This window comes from Phytopseudomonas flavescens (assembly GCF_900100535.1).
In the GTDB taxonomy this organism is placed as follows: domain Bacteria; phylum Pseudomonadota; class Gammaproteobacteria; order Pseudomonadales; family Pseudomonadaceae; genus Aquipseudomonas; species Aquipseudomonas flavescens.
In genome coordinates, this window is the sequence record NZ_FNDG01000002.1 from 230396 (window position 1) to 257123 (window position 26728).

Annotated in this window: 23 protein-coding genes; 18 read left to right on the top strand and 5 right to left on the bottom strand. The window is 63.3% G+C overall.

Annotated features, from left to right (window positions below; translation table 11 throughout):
* Positions 1 to 6 precede the first annotated feature (6 nt).
* The 3 genes from BLR94_RS03200 to BLR94_RS03210 all read right to left on the bottom strand — a co-directional run bounded on the left by BLR94_RS03200 (position 7) and on the right by BLR94_RS03210 (position 6416).
* Positions 7 to 2301, bottom strand: a complete 2295-nt coding sequence (locus BLR94_RS03200) for a TonB-dependent receptor (RefSeq protein ID WP_084303292.1) — start codon at positions 2299 to 2301, stop codon at positions 7 to 9.
* Between the two features lie 201 nt (positions 2302 to 2502).
* Complete coding sequence (locus tag BLR94_RS03205) at positions 2503 to 4080, bottom strand: alkaline phosphatase D family protein (RefSeq protein ID WP_084303291.1); 1578 nt, start codon at positions 4078 to 4080, stop codon at positions 2503 to 2505.
* Between the two features lie 65 nt (positions 4081 to 4145).
* Positions 4146 to 6416 carry a TonB-dependent receptor gene (locus BLR94_RS03210; protein WP_084303290.1) on the bottom strand — a complete coding sequence of 757 codons (2271 nt, stop codon included), beginning with the start codon at positions 6414 to 6416 and terminating at the stop codon, positions 4146 to 4148.
* 338 nt (positions 6417 to 6754) lie between these two features.
* Between BLR94_RS03210 and BLR94_RS03215 the strand changes: the two genes are divergently transcribed.
* Positions 6755 to 7762, top strand: coding sequence for a P1 family peptidase (locus BLR94_RS03215; RefSeq protein ID WP_084303289.1), 1008 nt, complete (start codon positions 6755 to 6757; stop codon positions 7760 to 7762).
* 20 nt (positions 7763 to 7782) lie between these two features.
* On the opposite strand, the gene BLR94_RS03220 is transcribed toward BLR94_RS03215, so the two are convergent.
* Positions 7783 to 9198, bottom strand: coding sequence for a tetratricopeptide repeat protein (locus tag BLR94_RS03220; RefSeq protein WP_084303288.1), 1416 nt, complete (start codon positions 9196 to 9198; stop codon positions 7783 to 7785).
* 245 nt (positions 9199 to 9443) lie between these two features.
* On the opposite strand from BLR94_RS03220, the gene BLR94_RS03225 reads away from it, so the two are divergent.
* The 17 genes from BLR94_RS03225 to BLR94_RS27870 all read left to right on the top strand — a co-directional run bounded on the left by BLR94_RS03225 (position 9444) and on the right by BLR94_RS27870 (position 25961).
* Complete coding sequence (locus BLR94_RS03225; RefSeq protein WP_084303287.1) at positions 9444 to 11057, top strand: ABC transporter substrate-binding protein; 1614 nt, start codon at positions 9444 to 9446, stop codon at positions 11055 to 11057.
* A complete protein-coding gene (locus tag BLR94_RS03230) occupies positions 11054 to 12067 on the top strand; it encodes an ABC transporter permease (RefSeq protein WP_090423647.1) in 1014 nt (337 codons plus the stop codon). The genes BLR94_RS03225 and BLR94_RS03230 overlap by 4 nt, the downstream gene beginning before the upstream one ends.
* Positions 12064 to 12897 (top strand): ABC transporter permease, encoded by an 834-nt coding sequence (locus tag BLR94_RS03235; RefSeq protein ID WP_084303286.1) that lies wholly within the window; start codon positions 12064 to 12066, stop codon positions 12895 to 12897. Before BLR94_RS03230 ends, BLR94_RS03235 begins: the two co-directional genes overlap by 4 nt.
* The gene (locus BLR94_RS03240; protein ID WP_084303285.1) at positions 12894 to 14519 is read left to right on the top strand and encodes a dipeptide ABC transporter ATP-binding protein; all 1626 of its coding nucleotides are present in this window, start codon (positions 12894 to 12896) and stop codon (positions 14517 to 14519) included. The genes BLR94_RS03235 and BLR94_RS03240 overlap by 4 nt, the downstream gene beginning before the upstream one ends.
* Positions 14516 to 15736, top strand: coding sequence for an LLM class flavin-dependent oxidoreductase (locus BLR94_RS03245; RefSeq protein WP_084303284.1), 1221 nt, complete (start codon positions 14516 to 14518; stop codon positions 15734 to 15736). The genes BLR94_RS03240 and BLR94_RS03245 overlap by 4 nt, the downstream gene beginning before the upstream one ends.
* Positions 15729 to 16610, top strand: coding sequence for an alpha/beta fold hydrolase (locus BLR94_RS03250; RefSeq protein WP_084303283.1), 882 nt, complete (start codon positions 15729 to 15731; stop codon positions 16608 to 16610). The genes BLR94_RS03245 and BLR94_RS03250 overlap by 8 nt, the downstream gene beginning before the upstream one ends.
* Positions 16611 to 16809: 199 nt before the next feature.
* The gene (locus BLR94_RS03255; RefSeq protein ID WP_084303282.1) at positions 16810 to 17703 is read left to right on the top strand and encodes a TauD/TfdA dioxygenase family protein; all 894 of its coding nucleotides are present in this window, start codon (positions 16810 to 16812) and stop codon (positions 17701 to 17703) included.
* A gap of 53 nt (positions 17704 to 17756) precedes the next feature.
* Entirely contained in the window at positions 17757 to 18800 is a 1044-nt protein-coding gene (locus tag BLR94_RS03260; RefSeq protein WP_084303281.1) for an ABC transporter substrate-binding protein, read from the top strand.
* A 5-nt stretch (positions 18801 to 18805) separates the two neighbouring features.
* Complete coding sequence (locus BLR94_RS03265) at positions 18806 to 19669, top strand: ABC transporter ATP-binding protein (protein ID WP_084303280.1); 864 nt, start codon at positions 18806 to 18808, stop codon at positions 19667 to 19669.
* Between the two features lie 13 nt (positions 19670 to 19682).
* Positions 19683 to 20549 carry an ABC transporter permease gene (locus BLR94_RS03270; protein ID WP_084303279.1) on the top strand — a complete coding sequence of 289 codons (867 nt, stop codon included), beginning with the start codon at positions 19683 to 19685 and terminating at the stop codon, positions 20547 to 20549.
* A gap of 131 nt (positions 20550 to 20680) precedes the next feature.
* Positions 20681 to 21706, top strand: coding sequence for an ABC transporter substrate-binding protein (locus BLR94_RS03275; protein WP_084303278.1), 1026 nt, complete (start codon positions 20681 to 20683; stop codon positions 21704 to 21706).
* Positions 21707 to 21861: 155 nt separating this feature from the next.
* Positions 21862 to 22086 carry a hypothetical protein gene (locus BLR94_RS03280; protein ID WP_084303277.1) on the top strand — a complete coding sequence of 75 codons (225 nt, stop codon included), beginning with the start codon at positions 21862 to 21864 and terminating at the stop codon, positions 22084 to 22086.
* Positions 22083 to 22748: an amino acid ABC transporter permease gene (locus BLR94_RS03285; protein ID WP_084303276.1), complete on the top strand. Its 666-nt coding sequence runs from the start codon at positions 22083 to 22085 to the stop codon at positions 22746 to 22748. The genes BLR94_RS03280 and BLR94_RS03285 overlap by 4 nt, the downstream gene beginning before the upstream one ends.
* The gene (locus BLR94_RS03290; protein ID WP_084303275.1) at positions 22729 to 23388 is read left to right on the top strand and encodes an amino acid ABC transporter permease; all 660 of its coding nucleotides are present in this window, start codon (positions 22729 to 22731) and stop codon (positions 23386 to 23388) included. Before BLR94_RS03285 ends, BLR94_RS03290 begins: the two co-directional genes overlap by 20 nt.
* Positions 23385 to 24146, top strand: a complete 762-nt coding sequence (locus BLR94_RS03295; RefSeq protein ID WP_084303274.1) for an amino acid ABC transporter ATP-binding protein — start codon at positions 23385 to 23387, stop codon at positions 24144 to 24146. Before BLR94_RS03290 ends, BLR94_RS03295 begins: the two co-directional genes overlap by 4 nt.
* The gene (locus BLR94_RS03300; protein ID WP_084303273.1) at positions 24143 to 25042 is read left to right on the top strand and encodes a transporter substrate-binding domain-containing protein; all 900 of its coding nucleotides are present in this window, start codon (positions 24143 to 24145) and stop codon (positions 25040 to 25042) included. The genes BLR94_RS03295 and BLR94_RS03300 overlap by 4 nt, the downstream gene beginning before the upstream one ends.
* A gap of 418 nt (positions 25043 to 25460) precedes the next feature.
* A complete protein-coding gene (locus tag BLR94_RS27870) occupies positions 25461 to 25961 on the top strand; it encodes a hypothetical protein (protein ID WP_084303272.1) in 501 nt (166 codons plus the stop codon).
* A gap of 133 nt (positions 25962 to 26094) precedes the next feature.
* On the opposite strand, the gene BLR94_RS03310 is transcribed toward BLR94_RS27870, so the two are convergent.
* Positions 26095 to 26727, bottom strand: a complete 633-nt coding sequence (locus BLR94_RS03310; RefSeq protein WP_084303271.1) for a helix-turn-helix domain-containing protein — start codon at positions 26725 to 26727, stop codon at positions 26095 to 26097.
* Position 26728 lies beyond the last annotated feature (1 nt).

The following is a 26728-nucleotide window of genomic DNA, read 5'->3' on the forward strand; positions in this document are numbered from 1 at the left end:
CTCCCATCAGTAGTTGTAGGACACGCGCAGACCCACGCTACGTGGCTCGCCAGCAGCAGCAACGCTGGTACCGGGCAGGAAGAAGTTGCGGGTCAGGTCGTACTCCTTGTCGAGCAGGTTGCGCGCCCACACCCCGGCGCTCCAGTTGCCGTTGCGCGGCGATACCGTGAGGTTGGCGTTGACCAGCCAGTAAGGATCGAGGGTGTAATTGGGGCCGAGCAGCAGCAACTGCTTGTACTCGTCGCGGTAGCTGAAGTTGGTTTCGGCGCGCACGTCGAATTCCGCCACCGGCCAGGTGTAGGCGATGGAACCGCCGTAGCTGAGTTTCGGGAAACTCAGCTGCTCGCCCTTGTAATTGTTGTAGACCTCACCGCCGGCAGCCACGGTGGCAGTGCCGTTGACCGCCAGGAAGTCATCGGTGTACTTGCCTTCCTTGTAGCCAAGGTACTGTTGTATCTCCAGGCCATGGATCGGCTGCCAGAGGAGTTCCAGTTCGCCGCCGACGATGCGCGAGCGCGGCGCGTTGACGAAGCTGCCGACCAGCGAGCTGGATTGCTGGCTCCATACGGTCGAGAGCACCTGCTGATCGTGATAGCCGTAGTAGAACAGCGCGCCGTTGAGGCGCAGAGAGTCCGTCAGGTCGCTCTTGAAACCGACTTCGAAGGCGTTCACCGCTTCAGGTTTGAAGGCCTCCAGTGCCAGCACGTTACCGCTGTTGTGCGCGGTGTAACCACCGGACTTGTAGCCACGGCTGAAACTGGCGTAAATCAGGCTGGCAGGTGACAGCTGGTACTCCAGAGCGACTTTTCCCGAGGTGCCGTTATTGGAGAACGAGGTGTGCTGCGGGAAAGGATTGACGTTGCTGCCATTGAACTGGGTGCCGTCGATGAAACCGGAGAAATAGTTGTCCAGGCTGCGTTGTTCGTATTCCTGGCGCAGACCGACGATGCCCTTGAGTCGATCGGTGATGGCGTAGTCCACCTGGCCGAAGGCACCCATCGTTTTGACCTTCTGCACGTAGCTGGTGCGGGTCATGAAGTTCAGGCGGTCGGTGAAGTCGGAGTTGAATTTCTCGTTGAGGCGATCCTGCGAGTAGTACAGGCCGCTCACCCAGTTCAGGCGCTGCCTTTCATCCGAGCCGAGGCGCAATTCCTGGGTGAAGCTGCTGACCCGGTCATCGAAGTACTCGTCAGAGTCGGCATTGCTGGTGGCATCCCAGTCACCCAGTTCACGGCGGCGCAGCTCGTTGTAGGCGCTGATGCTGGTCAGCACCAAATTGCCGTCCAGGTGCCAGTTGAGTGCCAGGCTGGCGGTGTCGTTGGTGTTGTCGACGTGAGGTTTGGCGCCGCCGGATACACCTGCTGCGGCGGCGAACTCGGGACGCAGGCTCCAGCCAGTGTGGCGGCGGTTGCTGTCGGAAGCGATGGAACGACCGGGCTGGTTGTAGTCTTCGAACAGGCGCAGCCCCTGGCTCTCTGATTTGTCGTAGGCATGCTGCAGGGTCAGGTGGGCATCGAAGTTATCGGTGATGTCCCATTCCAGCTGGCCACGCACGGCGAGTTTGTCCTTGTCGCCCAGCGATTGCCCGGTCTCACGATTCTTCTGCCAGGCACCGCCATCATCCCGGATGAACGACAGACGCCCGCGCAGGTTGTCGGCCAGCGAACCGGAAACGAAGCCTTCGGTGGTCCAGGCGTTGTAGGAGCCGTATTCGGAACTGATGCCTGCCTCGAGTTCGCGGGTCGGCCGGTTGGTGATGAAGTTCACCGTGCCACCGGTGGTATTGCGCCCGTACAGGGTACCTTGCGGGCCGCGCAGCACTTCCACCCGGTCGACATCGAACAACACGCCCTGGGTTTGAATGGGCAGGGCGAAGGAGACGTCGTCGACGCTGACGCCAACGCTGGACGAGTTGTTCGAGGTGTAATCGATAAAGCCAATACCGCGCAGACGGAACTGCGGTTGGCCACTGCCGAATGCCGGCTCGATCTCAAGGCTGGGTGTGGCGTGCTGCAGATCGTTGACCGTGCTGACACCTTTTTCCTTGAGCGCCTCGCCGCCGATTACCGAGATCGCCGCGCCGATATCCTGAGCAGCCTCCTGGCGGCGCTGTGCGGTGACCACCACCTTGGGAAGGGCCGCTCCAGGCAGGGCGGCTGCAGGCTGGACGGTAACGCCATCGGTCGGCTGGCTACTGGCCGGCGTGGTTTGCGCCTGAGCCGTGGCCATGAATACCCCGGCACTGGCGAGGACGATGGCCAATGCCAGTGGCTTTGGCTGGGATTTGAACGGTATCGACATGATTGGAACGCTCCTTGGCGAACTGGTGGGTCAGCTCCCTGGCGCGTCCGGGTGTGGCGTAGCTGGGTGATAACAGGTTTAGCAATAGCTATGCCATTTATTAAGTGGCTGTATTCAAATGCTTTTATTGTTTATTTCACTGGGCTTTGCTGATTTTTAAGCAGCCCGCCATGCAGGCTGTTGAGAAGCGCACAGCAGCGTTCAGGCTTGTCGTAACCGTGAGCTACCTTTTTCCACGACGAAGTGCTTGAGCGTTGCCAGTTTGGCTTGCGGGTCGAGGCGGTCCGAGATGCTTTGCATGCGAACGTCGAGACGCTCGTGCTGCAGGTCGAGCGACAGGTAGCCACGCGAGCGGCTGTCATAGAAGCGAATCTGCGGGTTGTCCGGGAGAATGCCTTGTATCGACTCGTAGCCTGGGCCGTTCGAGGTGATCGAGGTGCCGACGAACTCCGCGGCTACCAGCGGTGAGCTCGGGTCCTGCGGATTGAGATGCAGGTGATTGGCCCAGAACGAATGGTAGTCGCCGCTGAGGATCACCGGGTTGCTCACCCGGCTTTGTCGCACACTTTCAAGTAGGCGCAGGCGTGCCGCTTGGTAGCCGTCCCAGCTGTCGCTCCAGTAGCGTTCTTCGTCCTGCCCTGGCCGGTCGATGCGCAGCGGTGCAACCAGCAGGTTCTGCGCGATCAGATTCCATGAGGTGGCGCTGCGCGTGAGTCGCTCACGCAGCCAGCGCTCCTGCTCGAAGCCGAGCAGGGTTCGGCGAGGATCTTTCAGGTCGACGCAACTGACCCCTTCCACGTGCCCCTTGCCATAGTTCGGTGCCTGGTAGCAGGGCTGCCGGGAGCGGTATTGGCGGCCATCCAGCAGTGGCATGGTCGCCAGATTGCCGTAAGTGAAACTGCGGTAGATGAGTGGGTTTCCATTGCGATCGAACGGCACCTGGCGTAACGGCAGGTTTTCCAGAAAGGCCTGGTAGGCGGCTGCGCGTCGGCGCAGGAAGGCGACTCGCCCAAGCCTGGGATCCTTCGAGTATTCGCTGGAGTAGTCGTCCTGCACCTCGTGGTCGTCCCAGGTCGCCATACACGGAGCTGCCGCGTGCAGCGCCTGCAGATCAGGGTCGCTATGGTGCAGCGCATAACGATACCGGTAGCCGGCCAGATCGGTGGCCTCTGCTGCGTTGTAGTGGCGTGCCAGCCCCGGGGTGTCGAGGGGCAGGCTGTATTCGTAGATGTAATCGCCCAGAAACAGCACCAGATCCGGACGCTCCTCGGCCATGTGCCGGTAGGCACTGAAGTAGCCGCGTTCCCAGTTGGCGCAGGAGGCAACCGCCAGACGCAGTCGCTCGGCATGGGCGTCGGGCGCAGGAAGTGTCAGCGCCCGGCCCTCGGGGCTGCGTTCGCCCAGAGCGCTGAAGCGATACCAGTATTCCCGGCCCGGTTGCAGGCCACGCAATTCCACATGCACGGCATGGCCGCGCAGGCGCAGGGCGGCGCTGTATCCGCGTTGGACTATGCGCTGAAAGCCAGCGTCCTCGGCGACTTCCCAACCCACCTGCATGCTGGCCGGCAGACGTTCTTCGCTGCCAGGGTAGAGCGGTGCGCTAGCCAGCCGTGTCCAGATCACGAAGCCGTCCGACCAGGGATCGCCACTGGCTACGCCAAGCGTGAAGGGTGTTTCCACATTGGCCAGAGCCTGGCCATGACGCAGGAGCCAGGGCGTAGCCGCTGCCCCGGCAAGCAGACGCAATGCACTGCGCCTGCTGATCGAATCGTCGGTCATGAGATGTACTGTCCGGGTGGCCCGCAGAGTGCCCGCGGGCTTTTGTGAGGCTCTGTCGTGCGGGCTCAGAAGCGATAGGTGGCTTCCAGGCCGTAGCTCCTCGGGTCACCGGAGTGAGCCATCTGTGCGTTGGAGAGGAAGGAGCCTTTGTAGAGGTCGTACTCTTCGTTGAACAGGTTGCGGGCGTAGACGGCGAGCTCCCATTGCGCGTCCTGCGGTTCCACCGACAGGCGTGCGTTGGCCAGCCAGTAATGGTTGGTGCTGCGCAGTGGGTCGGCATTGACCAGCGTGTCGTGGTAGGCGTAGTCAAAGAAGCCTGTCCACTCGAAACCGGCTGCCGGACGGCTGTAGCGCAAGGAGCCACCGTAGCTGGTTTCCGGGAAGCTGGTCAGCTTGTCACCAGAGAAGTCGCTGTAGACCGGGAAGGCGAAACCATTGGCGCGGGTGGCCGTCACGTCGAGGCCTTGGAAGTCCTTGTAGCGACCCTCTTTGTAGCCGGCGTTCTGGCGGATGGTCAGGCCGGGTAGCGGCTGCCATTGCAGCTCCAGCTCGGCACCCCAGAGTTCCGATTTGGGAATGTTGATCAGGCGCCCGACGTTGCCGATTTCAGGGGAAATATAGACCTGAGACTGGAACTGCTGGTCACGGTAGTCGTAATAGAACAGCGCGCCGTTGAGTCGCAGGGAGCGGCTCAGGTCGCTCTTGAAACCAATCTCGTAGGCCAGCAGCTTTTCCGGTTTGAAGGGATCGACCTGTTCCGCATAGGTCGAGTTGTAGGCGGTAAATCCGCCGGATTTCACGCCCTGGCTGATGCTCGCATACACCAGATGACCTTCGACAGGACGGTACTCCAATGCCAGTTTGGCGGAGGTCTCGTCACTGCTCAGGGAGCGGTCGCCATTGTTGAACGATGGGTTCGCATAGACGCCGTTGGTGATGCGCTGCGTGGAGAAACCCTCCAGCTCGCGCTTCTCGTGTTCCTGACGCAGGCCCACGACCAGGTTCAGCTTGTCGGTCAGTGCATAGCTACCCTGGCCGAACAGGCTGTAGCTGTCTGCGTTCTGCCCATATTGGGTGAGGGTGGCGTAGCCGAGGTTGGCGGTGAAGTCGGAGAAGAACTGTTCGTCGAGCTTCTCTTTGGAGTAGTAGCCACCGATCACCCAGTTGAACAGCTCGTTGCCTTGCGAAGCCAGGCGCAGCTCTTGGGAGAACACGTCGATATCGGTTTTGAAGTATTCATCGGACTGCGGAATGATCGTGCCGTCCCAGTCGATGTATTCGCGACGTTTGAAGCTGTTGTAGGCACTGATGCTGGTCAGCGAAAGATGATCGTCGATAGCCCAGCTGGTGGTCAGCGACAGGCCATTGCTGTCGTTGTCACGATGAGGTTTGTCACCGACCTTGAGCCCGGTAAGCGCCGCGAACGCAGGCGTCAGGCCCCAGCCGGTAGCGTTGTGTTTGCGGTCGGCGGGGATCGCCGCGTAACCGGCACCGCGAGTGGGATGCGGGATCACGCCCTGATAGGCACGGGCGCCACGGCTTTCGGATTTATCTTGCGCATGGTGCACGTTGAGGTTGAAGCGCAGGTCATCGGTGGCGTCCCATTCCAGTTGGCCACGAAAGGCGTTGATGTCCTTGTCACCGAGTTTCTGTCCGGTATCACGACTCTTCTGCCAGGCGCCGCCGTCTTCCCCCGAAAACGCCAGGCGCCCGCGCAGATTGTCGGTCAGAGGCCCGGAAACGAAACCTTGCAGGGTGCTGAGGTTGTTGGAGCCGTAGCCCGCCTTGATCTCACCTTCGAACTCCTTGGTAGGCCTGCGGCTGATGAAGTTGACCGCACCGCCGGTGCTGTTGCGCCCGTACAGGGTGCCCTGTGGGCCACGCAGCACCTCTACGCGGTCGAGATCGAAGAGCAGCCCCTGGCTCTGCACCGGGAACGGATAGGCTACTTCGTCGATGTAAACTCCGACCGTCGAGGTGTTGTTGCTGGCGTAGTCACGTAGGCCGATGCCGCGGATGCGGAATAGCGTCTGGCTGCTGCCGTACGCAGGGTCGATCTCCAGGTTGGGAACTTGATATTGCAGTTGATTGATCGTGGTAATGCCGCGTTCCTCCAGGTCCTTGCCGGTCAGTGGGGTCAGGGCTACGGCGACATCCTGGGCCTGCTCCTCGCGCTTCTGGGCGGTCACGGTGAGCTTGGGCAGCGCGGTCGCCTCTTCGCTGCTTTGCGCTGCGAAACTTTGCGGTGCCTGCAGGGCGAGGAGAATGGTGCTGGTCAGTACCAGGCGGCGACCTCCGGATGGGTGAGTGGCGGCGAGGGCATTGTGCGTGTGCATGGCAGATTCCTTTTGGATTATGCGGGCACGCGGCAGAAGGCCTGTTGCCCGTCGAGCTATCCGCTCTGTGTAGAGTCCGGTGCCGGGGCAATAGCATGCGTTGTGCCACTATCGGGAAAACCGCCTACAGCCCCTGCAAGCGAAGGGCATTACCGTTTTGTGACAGATGGCTGTTTGAGCGCTCGGGTTGTCTGTTTTGCAGCAAGTCGCGAACAGGCTGCTGGCTAAACAGCAGCGTTGTCGAAGCGCCGATGAGCCAGATGGGTGATGGTTACCGACGTGGCGGGCTGGCATGTATCTGGCTTTAGTACAGGTCTTACCCCTCGATGGAGTTGTCCATGTATCGCCCCGGCCCCCACAACCTGATCACCGACGTCCATGGCCTCAGGGTCGGCAATCTGACCGATGAACGCGTGCGCAGCGGGGTAACGGTGCTGCGCCCGGACAGGGCCTGGCGGGCAGGCGTGGATGTTCGTGGAGGCGGGCCTGGTGGGCGTGAGATCGCAGCGCTGGAGCCGGAAAACATGATCGGTGAGCTGCATGCCCTGGTGCTCAGCGGTGGTTCGGTATTCGGCCTCGCTGCTGCCGACGGTGTCGCTGCCGCGCTCTCTCAGGAAAACGTCGGCGTGCGCGTGCAACCCTGGACGCCCGCCATTCCCATCGTGCCTGCGGCCGTGCTGCATGACCTGGCCAATCACGGCGACAAGGACTGGGGGCTGGAGCCACCGTATCAGCGTTGGGGCAGGGAAGCGCTGGCCAATGCTGCCGAGGTTTTCGAGCTGGGCGCCGTGGGAGCGGGGCGCGGTGCATTGGCGGGTACGCGGCCGGGTGGCCTGGGTTCGGCTTCGCTGGTGTTGGGCGATGGCCTGACCGTGGGCGCGCTGGTGGCGGTCAACCCGGTTGGCAGCGTGTACATGGACGACGGCAGCAGCTTCTGGGCCTGGCCCTGGGAAATAGAGGGCGAATTCGGCGACCGCAGGCCGCTTTCTCAATCTGCACACCGTGACCCGATCCCCGAGCTGTCGCGCCTCGAATCTCTGGGGCGGCTGCAAGCCGGAGCCAATACCACGCTGGCGGTGGTGGCCTGCAACGCAGCGTTGAGCACCGCCGAGTGCAAGCGTCTGGCGATCATGGCCCAGGACGGTATCGCCCGGGCCATTCGCCCCGCGCACCTGCCTTTCGATGGCGATACGGTGTTCGCCCTGGCCAGTGGCGAGCGGCAGCTCCAGGACGGCCCGCGTCGGCCGGTGGAGCTTTCGCTGCTGGGCTCGGCAGCGGCGGATTGCCTGGCCCGCGCTATCGCCCGAGGCGTGTACGAGGCGGATGCAGCGGCAAGGCGTGCTTGACCCACTCGGCGTTGCCCACGCTAATCGCCGCGCGGCTCCTTCTCGGTGGTCTGCTCGTGCACTGAGGTACTGATCAGCACCTGTTCGACCCTCGCCTGGGCTTGCGTGGCCAACTGCGACAGGCCCAGTTCACGGTATACGGCAGCCAGTGCACGATTGGTGGGAATGTCATCAGCGTCATAGCGGCGGCGTAGCTCCAGCAGCTGTTGCGCGGTGATCCAATGCCCGGCATGCAGGTGGGCATCCTGGGCGATCAATGCGAACAGGTCGCGCTGGGCGTGGCTGCCTCCTGCTTCGACCAGTCGTGGCAAGGCCTGGTCGAGCAGCCGCGCGGCGCGGGCGAAATCCCCTCGAGCATGGGCGTAGAGGCCCAGAGCGGCGGGCAGGGTGACGTCACGCCAGACCGACTGACTGAAGGCTGGCGCGCGTTCCGCGCGAGCCTCCAGTGCGGCGAGCAGGCCTTCTGCCTGGGGCTTGTCGGCGCGGGCCAGACCGTACAGGTACTGCAGAGACAGGAACGGCTGCACGGTGTCCTGCTCGCGTACCTGCAGGTACTCGGCCAGTTGCTGCCAGCGTTGGCCGATCTGCGCCCCGGCCAGCTCCAGGCGAGTCAGCAGCGATACCGCGCCGATCTGATCCTGGGAGTACTCGGGAAGAATGCCCCAGACGTGGTTGTCGTAAATCTCCAGCACGCGCTGCAGGTTGCCGCGGGCCAGATGAAACAGCGCCAGGTGCCACCAATTGTGGGTGTACATGAACGAGTTGAGGCCGTCCCAGCCGTCTTTGACCGACTCCAGAAATGCAGTGCCTTCGGCGATGCGTCCCTGGGTCAGGAACACGTGCGCCAGCGCATGCTGGGCCCAGGGTTCGCATGGCTCGATCTCTAGCGCCGTGCGCGCAGCCGCTTCGGCCTCGTCGAGCAGGTGGCATTGCTCGTAGGCGAAGGCCAGCATGCCGTGCAACTGGGCGATCTCGCTGGCGTGCGGCAGAGCCTTGAGGGCGACGCGCAGCATGCCCGGCGAGTCGCCCTGATTGAAGCGCAGGTACTGGCTGAGTTTCAGCGCGAAGAGGTCGCGGGGATGAGCGTCCAGCAGGGCGTCGACCTGTTGCAGAACCCTGGGTACGTCATCTGCGATCCAGGCGTCGAGGGTCTCGAGCAGGGTGCGCTCACGCCAGCTCGTGACCTCGCCGAGATTCGCCTGGGCTCGTGCCAGGTAGCGAGTGGCTAGCTGCGCCGCTTGCGGTGACTCGATGAACATCGCCAGAAAGCCCGCATAGGCGTTGGCCGGCAGATCCTGCGCAGCCGCGTCGGCAGCGGCGAGAATGCCTTCGGCACGGGGCTCGTAGGTCAGAAAGCCGCCAATGAAGTCATCGATCGCTGCGAGCGTGTGGGGCTCCCTGGTGGACAAGGGGTTGCCGAGAAAGTCATGGGGCATGCAGGTCGCTCCGCCGTTGAATGAGTCGGGCTGTAGCAAAGCCCGTGCCAACCCCGCGGCCCCATCTGCCCGTTCGCTGGCGCGTCGACACTGCTGGATTCCGCGCAATCTGCGGGGCGGCCTGCTGCTTTCCCAGCAGTCGCGGCAATCTGCCTTGGCCCGCAGCCACTGAAAGCGCCCGCTCTGGCGCTGGCATGGCGCTTGCTCCTGCTCTGTCGTCCTTAAGGTCGATGATGAGACGAGCGATGTCCTACAGAAAATCAGCAACTGGCCCAGCAGCCGGCCTACGTACCACCCTGAGTGCGCTGGTAGCGGCACTGCTGCTGAGTGGAGTGGCGGGTGCTTCGGCCGAGCCTGTGCGCGGTGGAACGCTCGGCCTGGTCGCCCAGCCGGAGCCGCCAGCGCTGGTCCACGCTCTGGTGTCGCACGTTTCGACCCAGTATGTCAGCGGCAAGGTACTGCAGAGCCTGCTGGCGTTCGACCACGGGCTCAAGCCGATCCCGGTACTGGCACGCAGTTGGCAGGTTTCCGATGACCGCCTGACCTGGACCTTCGACCTGCAGGAGGGCGTGAAGTGGCACGATGGCCAGCCGTTCACCGCGGCGGACGTAGTGTTCAGCCTGCGCGATTTCTACCCGGCCGTGGATCCGCGCCAGCGCTCGCTTTACGAGGAGTACTTCGACAATGTCGAAGCCAGCGGGCCGCTTCAGGTGCGTATCCAACTGAAGAAAGTCTTCTCGCCGCTGCTCGATTCGCTCGGTAGCGGTTTGCGCCCGATCGTCGCCAAGCATCTGTATGACGGCAAGGGCGATTACCGCGCCAATCCGGTCAATCTGAACCCCATTGGCACCGGCCCGTTCGTGTTCAAGGAGTGGAAGCGCGGCGCCTACATTCGCCTGGAGCGCAATGCCGATTACTGGAAGGCCGGCCTGCCGTATCTGGATGCCGTGGTGTTCCATGTGATTCCCGATGCTGCCTCGCGTGCCGTGGCGTTCGAGCGCGGCGATGTCAAGGCGCTGCGCAGCGGTGATGCCGATTACGCCGACCTGTCTCGCCTTGCCGCGCTGCCGGATGTGGTGCGCAGCGAGAAGGGCTGGGAGCTGTTCCATGGCCAGGCCTTCCTGCAGATCAATACCCGCAAGCCGGGGCTGGACAACGCCAAGGTGCGTGAGGCGATTCTGCTCTCGCTGGATCGCCAGTTCATCGTCGACAATATCTTCTTCGGCACCGGTAGCCCGTCGCAGGGCGTGTTCGCGCCGGGCAGTCCGGAGCACGACCCGCAGCTGCCGCAGCATGACTACAACCCGGCCAAGGCCCGCCAGCTGATTGAGGAATCCGGCGTGGATGTCAGCAAGCTGCGCCTGCGCTTGCTCAATGGCGAGAAGGGCGGTGCCTGGGAGCGCCTGGCCGAATACACCCGCCAGGCGCTGCTACCCCTGGGTATCAAGGTTCAGGTCGTGACCTCGGATTCCGCGACCTGGTACCAGCGGGTCAGCGACTGGGAGTTCGATCTCACCTACAACTTCATCTTTCAGGTCGGCGATCCCTATCTGTCCACTGCCTATCTGTACCGCAGCGACAACATCGTCAAGGGCTCGCCGTGGGGCAACGTGGGCGGCTATTCCAACCCCGAGGCCGATGGGCTCTGGCACGAAGCGGTCAACGCGAAGGACGACAAGGCCCGGCAGGCGGCTTACTGGCGCCTGGAGAATCTGCTCAACCGTGACCTGCCGATCCTGCCGATCTACGAGATGAACTTCCCGACGCTCTACCACAAGGATGTGAAAAACCTCCTGCGCACCGCGACCAGCGTCAACGAAAGCCTGGATGACGTGTATCTGGAGGAGGGCACTCGATGACCGTGGCTACCTCCCTGGCTCAGGGGCTGATGTTTTTCGGGTTGCGCCTGGGCAGGGTGGTGCTTGTGGTTCTGGTGGTGCTGGTCGGCACCTTTCTGTTGCTGCGCCTGGCACCTGGCGACCCGGCGCTGACCATGGCCAGTGCCGCCGGCCTGGATGACCCCGCGTATGTAGAGCAGTTGCGCCGGGAGATGGGCCTGGATCGTCCGCTGAGCGTGCAGTTGCTCGACTACCTGGGAGCGCTGGCCCAGGGTGACCTGGGCTATTCCCATCGTAACCAGGCACAGGTGTGGTCGCTGATTGCCGAGCGCCTTCCCGCGACCCTGCTGTTGCTGCTGGCTGCGTTGCTGACGTCCATCATCATCGGTGTCAGCCTCGGCGTATTGGCGGCCTGGAGCCGTCAGCAGGGTGGTTGGCTGGATCGCGTGATCGGTGCCGTGGTGCTGTTGCTGTTCGCCACGCCGACCTTCTGGCTCGCGCTGTTGCTGGTGATCCTGTTTTCACTGACGCTTGGCGTGCTGCCCGCGTTCGGCATGGAAACCGTGGGCTCCGGTTTCAGCGGCTGGCAGTACGCGCTGGACGTAGCCCGGCACCTGTTGTTGCCCTGCCTGTCGCTGAGCTTCGTGTTCCTGGCGGTTTACGTGCAACTGACCCGCAGCGCGATGCTCGAGGTGTTCGAGCAGGAGTTCGTGCGTACCGCGCGTGCCAAGGGCGCCAGTGAGTCTCGCGTGCTGATTCGCCATGTGCTGCGCAATGCCTTGCTGCCTGTCACCACCTATGCCGGCCTGCAGCTGGGCCAGTTGGCCAGCGCCAGCCTGCTGGTGGAGGTGGTGTACGCCTGGCCAGGAATCGGCAGGCTGCTTTACGAATCCCTGGAGGCTCGCGATTACCCGCTGCTGCTGGGAGTATTTCTGGTCATCTCGCTGCTGGTGCTGCTTGGCAACCTGCTCGGTGAGCTGCTGTGCTACCTGCTCGATCCACGGCTGGCGGCGGGAGGAGAGCGGGTATGAGTGTCGCGAAGCGTTTCTTGCGCCAGCCGATTGCGCTACTCGGTCTGCTGTTTCTGCTGATCCTGGGTGTCCTGGCATTGGCCGCTCCCTGGCTGTATCCGGCTTCGCCCTGGGCCATTGTCGCGCCGCCGCTGCAACCGCCGCTGGCGTCGTGGCAGTGGCCACTGGGCACCGACCTGCTGGGGCGCGATCCCCTGGCCGGGCTGCTCTTCGGCGCGCGGGTTTCCCTCAGCATCGGTCTGCTGACGACCGTCGCCACGCTGAGCCTGGGCGTGCTGGTCGGCGCACTGGCCGGCTATTTCGGTGGTCTGGTGGACAGCGTACTGATGCGCGTGAGCGATATATTCCAGGTGATTCCGGGCCTGTTTCTGGCGGTCATCCTGGTCGCCATTCTCGAACCTTCGACCTTTTCCCTGGTGCTGGCGATTACCCTGTCGGCCTGGTCGCCGGTTGCACGCATCGTGCGCAGCGAGTTTCTCGCCCTGCGGCAGCGGGAGTTCGTGCTCGCGGCGCGTACTGCCGGTCTCGGCCCCTGGCATATCGTTTTCGTGGAAATTCTGCCCAATGCGCTGCCACCGGTGCTGTCGCTGGTGGGGCTGGTCATGGCGGCGGCGATTCTTGGTGAGTCGGCCCTGTCTTTCCTTGGCCTGGGCGACCCTGAAGCCATGAGCTGGGGGGCGATGATCGATGCGGCTCGCAATCTGGCCCGCCAGGCGTGGTGGCTGAGCGTCTGGCCAGGCCTGGCGATCCTGCTCACGGTGCTTGCCGCGCACCAGGTCGGCGAAGGGTTGCGCATCGCCTTCAACACGCGTGAGCGAGGTGCAGCATGAGCGAAATCCTTCTGGATGTCCGAGGCCTGCACGTGCGCCTGCCTGCGTCGTCGGAGCGCAGCCACGCGCTATGCGATGTGAACGTGCGCCTGGCCCGTGGTGAGCTGCTCTGCGTGGTCGGCGAGTCCGGGTCGGGCAAGTCCACGCTGGGCTCGACGATCCTTGGACTGCTGGCGCCTGGCCTGAGGGCGGAGGCCGGCACCGTGCAACTGGCTGGGCGTGACCTGCTGGCCCTGACCCAGCGCGAGCTGCGCGATATTCGTGGGCGCGATATTGCCCTGGTTGCTCAAGACCCCCTCGCCGCATTGAACCCGGTGCAGCGTATCGGCGCGCAGATCGACGAGGCGCTGCAACTGCACACGGCGCTGTCACGCCGTGAACGTCAGGCGCGGGTGCTGGAATTGTTGGGCTATGTCGACCTGCCGCGGCCTGCACGACTGCGCCGTGCCTATCCCTTCCAGCTTTCCGGTGGGCAGCGCCAGCGGGTGGCCATCGCCATCGCCCTGGCCTGCGAGCCTCGCCTGCTGATTGCCGATGAGGTGACCTCGGCGCTGGATGCCGCGACCCGCACGCAGATTCTCGACCTGTTGCAGCGTATTCGCCGCGACACCGGCATGGCGGTGCTGTTGATCACCCACGATTTCTCCGTGGTTCGTGCGGTGGCCGATCGTGTGCTGGTGATGCGTCATGGGCGGGTCGTGGAGGAGGGTGAGTGTCGCCAGGTGCTGGAAAACCCACAGGCGGATTACACCCGCAGCCTGCTGGCCGCCACCCGTCTGCAGCCGCGCAGTGCCGGGCAAGTGGCCGATGCTGCGCCACTGCTGGAAGCCCGTGACCTGCACAAACGCCACTGGCAGCGCCACGGCTTGCGACGCCAGGCGGTCACGGCGCTGGACGGTGTAAGCCTGCAACTGCGCCCCGGTGAGACGCTGGGGATCGTCGGCGAATCCGGCTCCGGCAAGTCCACGCTGGCGCGTGTACTGCTGCGCCTGCTGCCGCTCGATCAGGGCAGTATCCGCCTCGCAGGTCGGGAGTTTCTCGATCTCGACCCGCGCGGCCTGCGGGCAGCGCGTTCGGATATCCAGATGGTCTTTCAGGATCCATCCGCCTCGTTCAACCCGCGCCGACGTGTGGGGGATGCCTTGATCGACGGGCTGCTGCTTCGCGGCGTCGGCAAAGCGGAGGCCGAGCGCCGGGCCCGCGAGTTGCTGGAGTGGGTCGGTTTACCCGCCAGTGCCTACGACGCCTATCCCCATGCGTTTTCCGGTGGTCAGCGGCAGCGCATTGCCATTGCCCGCGCGCTGCTGCCAGAACCGCGGGTGCTGGTGGCCGACGAATGCGTGTCGGCGCTGGATGCGCTGATTCAGGCACAGATTCTCGAACTGCTCGAGCGCCTGCAGAGCCAGCTTGGTCTGTCGATGATCTTCATCACCCATGACCTTGGCGTCGCCGCACGGTTGTGCGACCGCGTGCTGGTCATGCATCAGGGCCGCGTGGTCGAGAACGCCCCCACCACGCAGTTGCTCGCCGCCCCGCAGCATCCCTACACCCGCACACTGCTGGCCGCCCATGCCGGCCACACGACGATTGCTGCAACCGATGCCGTGCTCGAGGCGACATGACCCCCAGAAACAATGAAACCCTGCGTCTCAATGCATTCCTGATGGCCACCGGGCACCATGTTGCCGGCTGGCGCCACCCGGATGCCCAGGCTGATGGCGGCCTGAATATCGATCACTACCGGCAACTGGCGCAAACCGCCGAACGGGGCTGCTTCGACGCCGTGTTCCTCTCCGATACCCTGGCCATGTTGCCAGGTGACCCAGGCGCATTGAGCCGCATGGCGCGAACCGAGCACTTCGAGCCGTTGACGCTGCTTGCCGCGCTGGCTGCCACGACCCGACACATCGGGCTGATCGCTACCGTCACCACGTCCTATAACGACGTCGCTAACGTGGCGGGCAGCTTTACCGCCTTGCAACGCATCAGTGGCGGCCGCTGCGGCTGGAATCTGGTGACCTCCAGCAACGCGCGGGAAGCCCACAACTTCGGACGTGAGCAGCACTTCGCCCATGGCGACCGTTACCGCCTGGCCGAGCAGTTCCTCGCCCAGGTGCAAGGTCGCTGGGCCGAGCAGGGCAGCAGGCCGGTTCAGGTGCTTGCCGGTGACTCCGAAGCGGGACGCGATTTCGCCGCTCGCCATGCCGAAGTGCTGTTCACCGCCCAGCCGACCCTCGAGGGCGCTCGCGCCTTTTATCGGGATGTGAAAGCGCGCATGGCGCAACATGGACGCTCAGCGCAGCAGTTGAAGATCATGCCGGGCATCCTGCCGATCATCGGGCGCACCGCTGCCGAGGCCAAGGAGCGCCATGAACGGCTACAGGCACTGATCGAGCCGGAGGTTGGCTTGTCGCTGCTGTCCGATGTCGCCGGAGGCGTCGATCTTTCTCGCTATCCTCTCGATGGGCCGTTGCCCGATCTGCCCGTTACCGAGTCCGGGCGCAGCCGCCAGCACCTCTTGGTCGAGATGGCCCGTGCTGAGAACCTCAGCATTCGCCAGCTGTACCTGCGTATCGCCAGAGCCCGCGGGCACCTGGCCGTGGTAGGCACCGCGACGGACGTTGCCGCCCAGATGGAACACTGGTTTCGCCAGTATGGCGCCGACGGCTTCAATGTCATGCCAGCCTGGTTGCCTGGTGGGCTCGACGATTTCGTCACCCAGGTGATTCCCGAACTGCAACGCCGCGGGCTGTTCCGCACCCAGTACACCGGCCAGAGTCTACGCGACCATCTTGGGCTGGCTGTCTCCCCGAACCCTAAGGAACTCGTCAATGGCTAAGCTCGAAATCGACCCTGTGGTGCAGGGGCAACGCGTGGAAGTCCGTCCGGGACGTTTTCTCAGCCTGGCCCATCGTTCGGCCGAGAGCCCTGGCGCGAGCACGGTGTTCTTCGCCCACGGCGGTGGCGGCAACAAGGACCAGTGGCGTGAACAGTGGCGTGACCCGCGTCTTGCCGGGCATCATCTGGTCGCCTGGGATCTGCTCGGCCATGGGGTCAGCGACCGACCCCGTCAGGCATCCGCCTATGCCTGGGATGAACTGGTGGATGACCAGGTGGCGATCCTGCGGCGCTTCGCCGGGCCGCGTAACATCCTGGTGGCCCATTCCTTCGGTACCGCCCTGACCCTCAGCGCCCTGGCGCGCCTGGCAGGGCGGGAGCCGGCGCCCAGCGTGGATGGCGTGCTGCTGCTGGGCACCCAATTGCAGGCCCCGCTGCGCAGCCCGCTGTTGAAACTACCCGCCTGGGCCCTCGAATGGATCCGCCCGCGACTGGCCAGGGGCTTTCGCCAGGCCGCCTGGCACCCGGACACCGATCCGGCCCTGGTGGCCTATGAAGACGCCCTGACCGAGCGCAACGCCTTGCACGTGTTCAAGGCCCTGATCGAGCAGAACCGCTGGATTCCCGATCCGCTGCCGCCCCTCGCGGCGCCGGTGCGCATCCTTGCCGGCGGGGCCGACCGGGTCACCCATCCCGAAGGCGGGCTGGCGCTGCATGAACGCCTCGTCGGCTCGCAGTTCGAGGTGCTCGAGCAGGCAGGGCATCAGTTGATGCTGGAAACCCCCCAGCAGGTGACCGCGCACCTGCTTGCCCTGATACACCATGCCGAAGGCCGCGACGGCTCTGCTACGGCGGCTGTGGCAACGCCCCCCTGACAGATGGCGTGCCGACGCACCCGGGCGAGCGCGTATATGGATATGTGAAAAAGATATTTAAAATAAATTTTTTATACCTATATAGTTCGCTCCATGCGTACCTGCCGGCCAACCGGCACGCCGCACGACTGAATACGGGTGCCGAACACCTGCTTCTGAGACGCGCCTTGCTGGCGCCCTTACGTGTGGAGTTGCGCGAATGTCTGCCGTGTCCTTGAGTTCTGCCAATCACCAGCCAACGCAGAATTTTGAAGTACGCCCCTTTTCCGCTGCAGTCGGTGCCGAGATCGTCGGCCTCGACCTCAGTCGCCCACTGAACGACGCCGATTTCGCCCGGGTTCACCGGGCTCACCTCGATTACAACGTCGTGGTGTTTCGCGACCAGCGCATCACGGCGCAGCAGCAGATCGATTTCAGCCGTCGTTTCGGCGTGTTGCAGATCCATGTGCTCAAGCAGTTCCTGCTGGCCAACCACCCGGAAATCTTCATCATCTCCAACATCAAGGAGAACGGTCAGCCGATCGGCCTGGGCGATGCCGGCAAGTTCTGGCATTCGGACCTGTCCTACAAGGAGTTCCCCAGCCTCGGCTCCATGCTGCTCGCCCAGGAACTGCCGGAGGAGGGTGGCGACACCCTGTTCGCCAGCCAGCAACTGGCCTATGAAACCCTGCCAGAGGCGCTGCGCCAGGCGATTCAGGGCAAGCGCGCCGCCCACTCCTATACCGCACGCTATGCCGACGAGGTGTTCGCCGGCATTCGTCGCCCGACCCTCACCGAGGCCCAGCTGGCCGAAGTCAAGGCGGTGGTTCACCCGGTGGTGCGCACCCACCCGGAAACCGGGCGCAAGGGCCTGTTCGTCAACGAGAACTTCACCACCCACATCCTCGATATCCCCGAGGACGAAAGCCGGCAGATCCTCGCCGAGCTGTATGCCCACAGCGCCAGGCCCGAGTTCAGCTACCGCCACCAGTGGCAACCGCACGACATGGTGTTCTGGGACAACCGCGCGCTGATCCACCTGGCGACCGGCTGCCCGAGCCACCTGCGCCGGCGCATGCACCGCACGACCATTCAGGGTGACGTGCCTTTCTAAGCGCCTCACCCCGCTGTAACCCCACTTCTGCACGTTCTGACTGGAGCCTCTATATGTCGGCAGGTAAGCGCTTTCCCTCTGTTCCCCGTTTCGGCCGTCTGGCCGGTGGCATCGCCCTGAGTCTGAGCCTGCTGGCAGGTGGCGTGGCCGCTCCGCAGGTCGCCCATGCCGAGGGCCAGATCCGCATCGCCGAGCAGTTCGGCATCGTCTACCTGCTGCTCAACGTGGTGCGTGACCAGCAGCTGATCGAGAAGCACGGCAAGGCCGAAGGTCTGGACATCGAGGTCGACTGGCAGCAGCTGTCCGGTGGTTCGGCGGTCAACGACGCCCTGCTGTCCGGCGCCGTCGACATCGCCGGCGCCGGTATCGGCCCGCTGCTGACCGTATGGGACCGTACCCATGGCCGGCAGAACGTCAAGGGCGTGGCGTCGCTGGGCAACTTTCCCTATTACCTGGTGAGCAACAACCCCAAGGTCAAGACCATCGCCGACTTCACCGAGAAGGATCGTATCGCCGTGCCGGCCGTGGGCGTGTCGGTGCAGTCGCGCTTCCTGCAGTATGCCGCCGCCAAACAATGGGGCGATGACCAGTACAACCGCCTGGACAAGTACACCGTGGCCCTGCCGCACCCCGATGCCACCGCTTCGCTGAAGGCCGGTGGCACCGAGCTGACCGGGCACTTCTCCAACCCGCCGTTCCAGAACCAGGCGCTGGAGAACCCCAACGTGCACGTGGTGCTCGACACCTACAAGCTGCTCGGCCCGAACTCCCCCACCGCGCTGTACGCCACCGAGAAATTCCGCACCGACAACCCCAAGACCTACAAGGCTTTCGTCGGCGCACTGGCCGAAGCGGCCGAATTCGCCGAGAAGGACAAGGGCGCCGCGGCGGACACCTACATCCGCGTCACCGGTGCCAAGATCAGCCGCGAGGAGCTGCTGAAAATCATCGACAACGACGACTTCCAGTTCACCGTGACCCCCACCAACACCTATCCGCTGGCCGATTTCCTCTACCGTGTCGGCGCCATCAAGAACAAACCGGCCTCCTGGCAGGATTATTTCTTCGAAGATCCCGCCATCGGCCAGGGAAGCTGAACGCCATGAATGCCCCACTGCAAGGCCACGCGGCCAGCACGCCACAGGCTGGCGTCTTCGACACCCTGCTGCAGGTCGACCAGGTCAGCCTCGAATACCGCACCCCGCAGCGCGTGGTGCGCGCCACCCACGAAGTCAGCTTCGAGGTGGACCGCGCCGATCGTTTCGTACTGCTCGGCCCCTCGGGCTGCGGCAAGTCCACCCTGCTCAAGGCGGTAGCCGGGTTCATCGAACCGGTCGGCGGCAGCATCCGTCTCGACGGTGCCCAGGTGCGCGAACCTGGCCCGGACCGCATCGTGGTGTTCCAGGAATTCGACCAGTTGCCGCCCTGGAAGACGGTTAAGCAGAACGTGATGTTCCCGCTGCTGGCCTCGCGCACCCTGGGCCGCAAGGACGCAGAAGAACGCGCCCTGCATTACCTGGAAAAGGTCGGCCTGGCGGCGTTCGCCGATGCCTATCCGCACACCCTGTCCGGCGGCATGAAGGCCCGTGTGGCCATCGCCCGCGCCCTGGCCATGCAGCCGAAGATCCTGCTGATGGACGAGCCCTTCGCCGCCCTCGATGCGCTGACCCGTCGCAAGATGCAGGAGGAGTTGCTGGAACTCTGGGAGGAGGTGCGCTTCACCCTGCTGTTCGTCACCCACTCCATCGAGGAGGCATTGGTCGTCGGCAATCGCATCCTGCTGCTGTCACCCCACCCGGGGCGCGTGCGTGCGGAAATCAACAGCCATCAGTTCGACCTGCACAGCTTAGGCGGCGTGGCCTTCCAGCAGACCGCGCAACGCATCCATCGCCTGCTGTTCGACGAGGAGGTCGACAACGGCCAAGGCGTCGAGTTGGGCTTCCACGATATCCGCATCGCCTACTGAGGAGCGTTCAACCATGAATCTTTCCCCCGCACGGCGTGAGGAATACGAAATCCCCCTGCAACCGTTGCCTGGCCTCAAGGTAGAGCGCGAGCTGTCTCTGGGGCAGCGTCTCTGGCAACAGGGATGGCTACGCAAGTCGGTGATCCTGCTCGGCCTGGCGCTGATCTGGGAACTCGCGGCCCGCTACCAGGGCAATGACCTGCTGCTGCCCAGCTTCCTGCAGACCGCCCGCGCCTTCATCGAGGGCGTGGGCACCGGCGAGCTGGTGGAGAAGACCGCCATTTCCCTGTCGGTGCTGGTCAAGGGGTACCTGGTCGGCATCGGCATGGCTTTCCTGCTCACCACCCTGGCGGTGTCGACGCAGCTGGGCCGAGATCTGCTTTCCACCCTGACCTCGATGTTCAACCCGCTGCCCGCCATCGCGCTGCTGCCGCTGGCGCTGCTGTGGTTCGGCCTGGGCGAGAACAGCCTGATCTTCGTGCTGGTGCACTCGGTGCTGTGGGCGTTGGCGCTGAACACCTACGCGGGCTTTCTCGGCGTTTCCGAGACCCAGCGCATGGCCGGGCGCAACTATGGCCTCAAGGGCCTGCGCTTCGTGCTGTTCATTCTGGTGCCCGCTGCGTTGCCTTCGATCCTTGCCGGCCTGAAGATCGGCTGGGCCTTCGCCTGGCGCACGCTGATCGCCGCCGAACTGGTGTTCGGCGCCTCCAGCGGCAAGGGCGGCCTGGGCTGGTACATCTTCCAGAACCGCAACGAGTTGTACACCGACAAGGTGTTTGCCGGCCTGGCGGCGGTGATCCTGATCGGCCTGCTGGTGGAGAACCTGGTGTTCGCCACGCTGGAACGCGTCACCGTGAAGCGCTGGGGCATGCAGCGCTAGGGCCGTAGGGTGGATCGGGCGCGTAGCCGACGTTTTTCTCATCCACCGGATCGGTGGATCGGTGAAGCGCGATCCACCCTACGAAACTGCGCTCGATCCGAACTACCGATAATCGACAACGAGAACAATCGATGACCAACACCTTCAAACTTGGCCGGCTGGCCACTGCACTAGCCGCCCTGGGCCTGTTCGGCGCCCTGGCGGCCCCGCTGGTCGCTCATGCCGAAGGCAAGATCAGCATCGCCCAGCAGTTCGGCATCGGCTACCTGGTGCTGCACGTGGTCAAGGATCAGCAATTGATCGAGAAACACGCCAAGGCCCAGGGCCTGGACAAGATCGATGTGGAGTGGCGGACCATCTCCGGCGCCACGGCGATGAACGAAGCACTGCTCGCCGGCGCCATCGACGTGGTCTCGGCCGGCGTACCGCCGATGCTCACCGTGTGGGACCGCACTCATGGCCGGCAGAACGTCAAGGCCGTGGCGGCCCTGGGTTCCATGCCCAACTACCTGCTGAGCAATCGCCCAGAGGTCAAGACCCTGAATGATCTCAGCGACAAGGACCGCATCGCCGTACCTGCCGCCGGTGTGGGCTTCCAGTCACGCACTCTGCAGCTGGAGACCGCCAAGCTGTACGGTAATGCCGACTTCCAGCGTTTCGACAAGATCTCCGTGAGCCTGCCGCACCCGGACGCTACCGTAGCGCTGACCAAGGGTGGCTCGGAAATCACCGCGCATTTCTCCAGCCCGCCATTCCAGTACCAGGCGCTGGAAAACCCGGACGTGCACAAGCTGATCAGCTCCTACGACATCCTTGGCGGACAAGCCACCTTCAACGTGCTGTACGCCACCGAGAAATTCCACGACGAGAACCCGAAGACCTACAAGGCCTTTTACGACGCGCTGGTCGAGGCTTCGCAGATCATCAAGGCCGACAAGGCCGCAGCGGCCGAGACCTACATCAAGGTGGAGAACTCCAAGCTGCCGCTGGCATTCGTGCAGAAGATCGTCACCGACCCGGAGATCGATTTCACCGTGTCGCCGGAGCGCACTTTCATCTACGCCGAGAAGCTGCATGAACTGGGCGTGCTGAAGAACAAGGCGGCGTCCTGGAAGGATTACTTCTTCAAAGAAGCCTACGCCAATCCGGGTAGCTGATAGCGGTGATCAGAAACTGGGGGGCCGTTGAAAAACGTCAGCGAGGCAGCCAGCGCAAGGCAAAAACAGGCGAAACGTAGCGTAGCGGAGTAACAGCCGAAGGCTGGCCCGCAGGGCGAACGTAGTGAGTAAAAAGCGGAGTGTACGAGTAGTACATGAGCATTTTGATTGGACTCGGATACGAGACTGTTTTTAACGCCGCGATGGCAACGCAGATAGTTTTTCAACAGCCCGCTAGCGCGGGTGATCTCCGCGCGCAATTAGCCCTGCACTGCTGCGCACAACGCGGCAGTCTACTGTTGGTGTCGATGATGCGTTCTTTCGTGGTAACCGGCCTGCAGGTGCAGGCCCCCTGGTATGACGGCGGTGCGCAGCCATGAGCTTCGACTGGCCATTCGTGTTATCGACGCTGCCGGCCTTTTTGGAAGCCGTTGGCGTCACCCTGCAGGTCGGTGCCATCGCCATCGCCTGTTCCTTGCTGGTGGCGCTGATCAACTCGGCGATCCTGGTCTGGCGCGTGGCTTTGCTGCGCCCCCTGGTCGGCCTGTACGTCGAAGTGGCGCGCAATACGCCGTTGCTTATCCAGCTGTTCTTAATCTATTTCGCCTTGCCGGTCATCGGCATTCGGTTGTCCGGTTTCGCGGCGGCGATCATCGCCATGACCTTTCTCGGCGGCGCCTACCTGACCGAGGTGCTGCGCGCTGGCGTGGAAGCGGTGCCCAGGGCGCAGATCGAATCGGGGCTGTCCATCGGCCTGTCGCGCTGGCAGCTGCTGCGCCACGTGATCCTGCCCCAGGCCGGTCTGCTCAGCCTGCCGGCGCTGTTCGCCAATTTCATCTTCCTGCTCAAGGAAACCACCGTGGTATCGGCGGTGGCAGTGCCGGAGATTCTCTACACCACCAAGAGCTACATAGCCCTGTACTACAAGACCTACGAGATGCTCGCGGTGATGACCGCCCTGTGCGTGCTGCTGTTCCTGCCGCTGTCGCTGCTGTTGGGTGTACTGGAAAGGAGGCTGCAACATGGCCAGTTCGGGTCTTGAATTACTCTGGGTGTCGGCGCCACAACTGGCCCGCGGCGCCTGGGAAACCCTGAGCATTTCGACGTCCGCCATCGCCTTCAGTACCGCCGGCGGGGTGCTCTACGGGGTGCTGCGCAGCCTGGGTTCCGCCTGGGTCGACGGCGTACTGCGGGTCTACCTGGAACTGTTCCGGGCGATTCCCGTGCTGGTCTGGTTGTACCTGATGTTCTTCGGCCTGCCGATCTTTGTTGGTGTCAGCGTGCCGAGCTTCTGGTGCGCGGTGCTGGTGCTGTCCCTGTGGGGCGCCAGCGAGGTGGGCGAAGTGGTGCGCGGCGGTTTGCGATCGCTACCCCGTGGCCAGCGTGAAGCGGGCCTGGCGATCGGCTTGAATACCTGGCAGCTGTACGGTGAGGTGCTGCTGCCCCAGGCGCTGAAGCGCATCACGCCGCCGACCATCAACGTCTACACGCGGCTGATCAAGACCAGCTCGCTGGCGGTGCTGATCGGCGTGGTGGATGTGATCAAGGTGGGCCAGCAGATCATCGAACGCACCTACGAGTCGGTGCTGATCTACGGCTTTCTGTTCCTGTTCTTCTTTGTGCTCTGTTATCCGCTGTCCGCCGCTTCGCGTGTGCTGGAACGGCGCTGGAGTCATGCATGACCGCGTTGATCGAACTCTCTTCATTCAGTAAAAGCTTCGGCGCCACACCCGTGCTGCGTGCCGTCGACCTGCGCGTCGAGCGCGGCGAGGTGGTGGTGATCCTCGGCCCCAGCGGCTGCGGCAAGAGCACCTTGCTGCGCTGCCTCAATGGCCTCGAGCAAGGGCAGGGCGGCAGCCTGCGTTTCGCCGGCCGCGAGTTGGGCGGCAAGACCGACTGGCGTGCCGTGCGCCAGGAAATCGGCATGGTGTTCCAGAGCTACCACCTGTTCCCCAACAAGACGGTGCTGGAGAACGTCCTGCTCGGCCCGCTCAAGGTGCAGAAGCGCCCCTTCGTCGAAGCCCTCGAGCAGGCCGAGCGTCTGCTCGAGCGGGTCGGCCTGCTGGACAAGCGCAATGCCTATCCCCGCGAGCTGTCGGGTGGGCAGCAGCAGCGTATCGCCATCGTCCGCGCGCTATGCATGAACCCCCAGGTGATGCTGTTCGACGAGGTGACCGCAGCCCTCGACCCGGAGATGGTCAAGGAAGTGCTGGAAGTCATCCTGGGCCTCGCCGAAGGCGGCATGACCATGCTCATCGTCACCCATGAAATGGCCTTCGCCCGGGCGGTGGCCGACCGAATCCTGTTCATGGACGGCGGCGTGATCGCCGAACAGAACGACCCCGAGACTTTTTTCAGCAACCCGCGAACCGCACGCGCGCAGCAGTTTCTGGAGAAGTTCTCCTACGTGGAAAACATGCCCAAAAGGAAAGCGCAATGACCTTCAAATCTGCCCTGGTATTCCCCTTGCTCGCCGCCAGCCTGCTGATCGGCTGCGGTCCGTCCGATGAACCCAAGCAGGCCGCTGCCCAGCCTGCCGCCCCGACGCCACCCGCTGCCGAAGCTGCACCGAGCGACAGCTACCTGGAGAAGATCAAGGCCCGCGACAAGCTGATCGTCGGCGTCTTCAGCGACAAGCCGCCGTTCGGTTTCGTCAACGAGCAGGGCGAGCACGTCGGCTTCGATACCGATATCGCCAAACGCTTCGCCAAGGACCTGCTCGGCGACGAGAAGAAAGTCGAGTTCGTGGTGGTCGAGCCGGCCAGCCGCATTCCCTTCCTGCAGAGCGACAAGGTCGACCTGATCCTCGCCAACATGACCGTCACCCCGGAGCGTGCCGAGGCGGTGGATTTCACCAACCCGAACCTGCGTGTCGCCGTACAGGCCCTGGTGGCCGATGGTAGCGAAGTGAAAAAACTCGATGATCTGGCCGACAAGACCACCATCGTCACCACCGGTACCACGGCCGATATCTGGCTGACCAAGAACCACCCGGAGTGGAAGCTGCTCAAGTTCGAGAAGAACTCCGAGTCGCTGCAGGCCCTGGCCAATGGCCGCGGCGATGCCTACGCCCAGGACAATCTGGTGCTGTTCAGCTGGGCCAAGCAGAATCCGGGCTATCGCGTTCTACCCGAAACCCTGGGGGATGAAGCGCCGATCGCACCGGCAGTTAAGAAGGGCAACTTCGAACTGCGCGACTGGGTGAACGACGAGCTGGCCAAGTTGGGAGAAGAGAAGTTCCTGCTCGCTCTGTATGACCAGTACGTGCGCCCGGAGCTGGCGGAAGGTACCGACCCGCAGGCGATCATCGTCGAAGGCGGCAAGTGGAAGGAGTGATTCGCTCCTGACTACAGCTGCAATTCAGCAAGGCCCGCCTGGGAAACCAGGCGGGCCTTGCTGCATTGGGGGCTCGTGAAGTTTGTCAGACGGTGGTCTGAGGCAGGCAATAGGCAAGGGTGTCGCCTTCAGGACGTTTTTTTGTGCTCAGGTTAGAACGATTATTCACTTCGGTTATTTACTAAGCACTGAAAGATATATCCATAACGTCCATATCCTCTTCATGGCATCTACGCTGATCGCTTAAGCGCCGTTTCCGACGCTGTGGCACGTTACGGTGACGCAAATCGCTCGATTTTCCCCGTCAATACGCCCGTTTTGGCTGCGCTGCTGACAGCTTGCCTGGTGTGCTGAGCGGCCTAGAATCGCCTCCAACGAAACAGCTTCAAGACCTTTCCAGCCAATCAAGGAGTTCACCATGATGAACGCAATGCAAATGCCGATGAATGCCAACATGCCGATGATGATGGGCATGCCCATGATGATGGCGACCATGAGCTGCGACATGCAGGCCGACTGCATGAACTGCACCATGATGCCGGCTGCTGGCATGGACAAGGCGATGTTCAAGAACAGCGCCGAAATGATGGCCATGATGATGGATTGCGCCATGCCGATGATGATGCACTGCGGCAACATGTCGATGATGTGCATGTCGCAGGACGCCATGGCCAAGATGCCGATGAACATGATGATGATGCCTGCCATGGGTATGGGCATGCCGATGCCGTCCATGCAGTGCGCCATGGAATGCAGCATGAGCGCCGAAGGCATGATGATGTGCAAGATGATGCCGATGCCCGGTATGGACATGATGATGTTCAAGCGCTGCTGCGAACTGATGATGAAGATGATGGACTGCGGTATGCCGATGATGATGAGCTGCAATGGCATGCCGATGATGTGCTGCACCTGCTGATTCGACAGCAGTAGACAGTGGCAAAAAATCGCCAGGAGCGATTTTTGACGTCGCTTGCGACGGCCCCTAGGGTGACCGCCAGGGATGGCAGGCCACAAAAAGAAGCCCGGCCTTGCGCCGGGCTTCTGCGTTTTCAGTCCAGCCGTTCCGGGTACTTGACCACCAGATAGCACAGCGCTTCGCTGTCTGCCGGGTTGCGGTAGCGGTGTGGCTGATCGGCGTAGAAGAGAATTGCGTCGCCAGTCGACAGCAGATAGCGTTCCTCATTGACGCAGACCTCCAGTACGCCTTGGGCCACCACCAGGTTTTCCTGGGTTCCCGGGGCGTGCCCATCCGCTCGCTCCTCGGCCAGCGGGGCCAGGCGCAACTCGTAGAATTCCGATTGCCGGGCGATATCGAAGGGAAACAGCGCGCGGCTGACGAACTCGCCGCTGGCACTCACCAAGCGCCGGCTGGTGCGTGCCGGCAACAGCGCGACGCCCTCGAATGCCCGGCTTTCCAGAAAGGCGGCCACCGATACCTTGAGGCCCCTGGCGATCTTGCACAGCACCTTGATCGACGGCGTGCTGCGGCCGGACTCGATCTGCGCCAGCATGGCACGGCTCACTCCACATTGGCGGGCGAGGGCATCCAGAGAAAGATTGCGTTTGCAGCGCAGGCGCTGAAGATTATGGGCCACCAGCTGGCTGGTCTGGTCGTCGGGTTCGTTGTCGTCGGGCGTACCGACCCCCTCCGGGGCGGCGGAAAGGGGGTTGAGGGTAGTCACC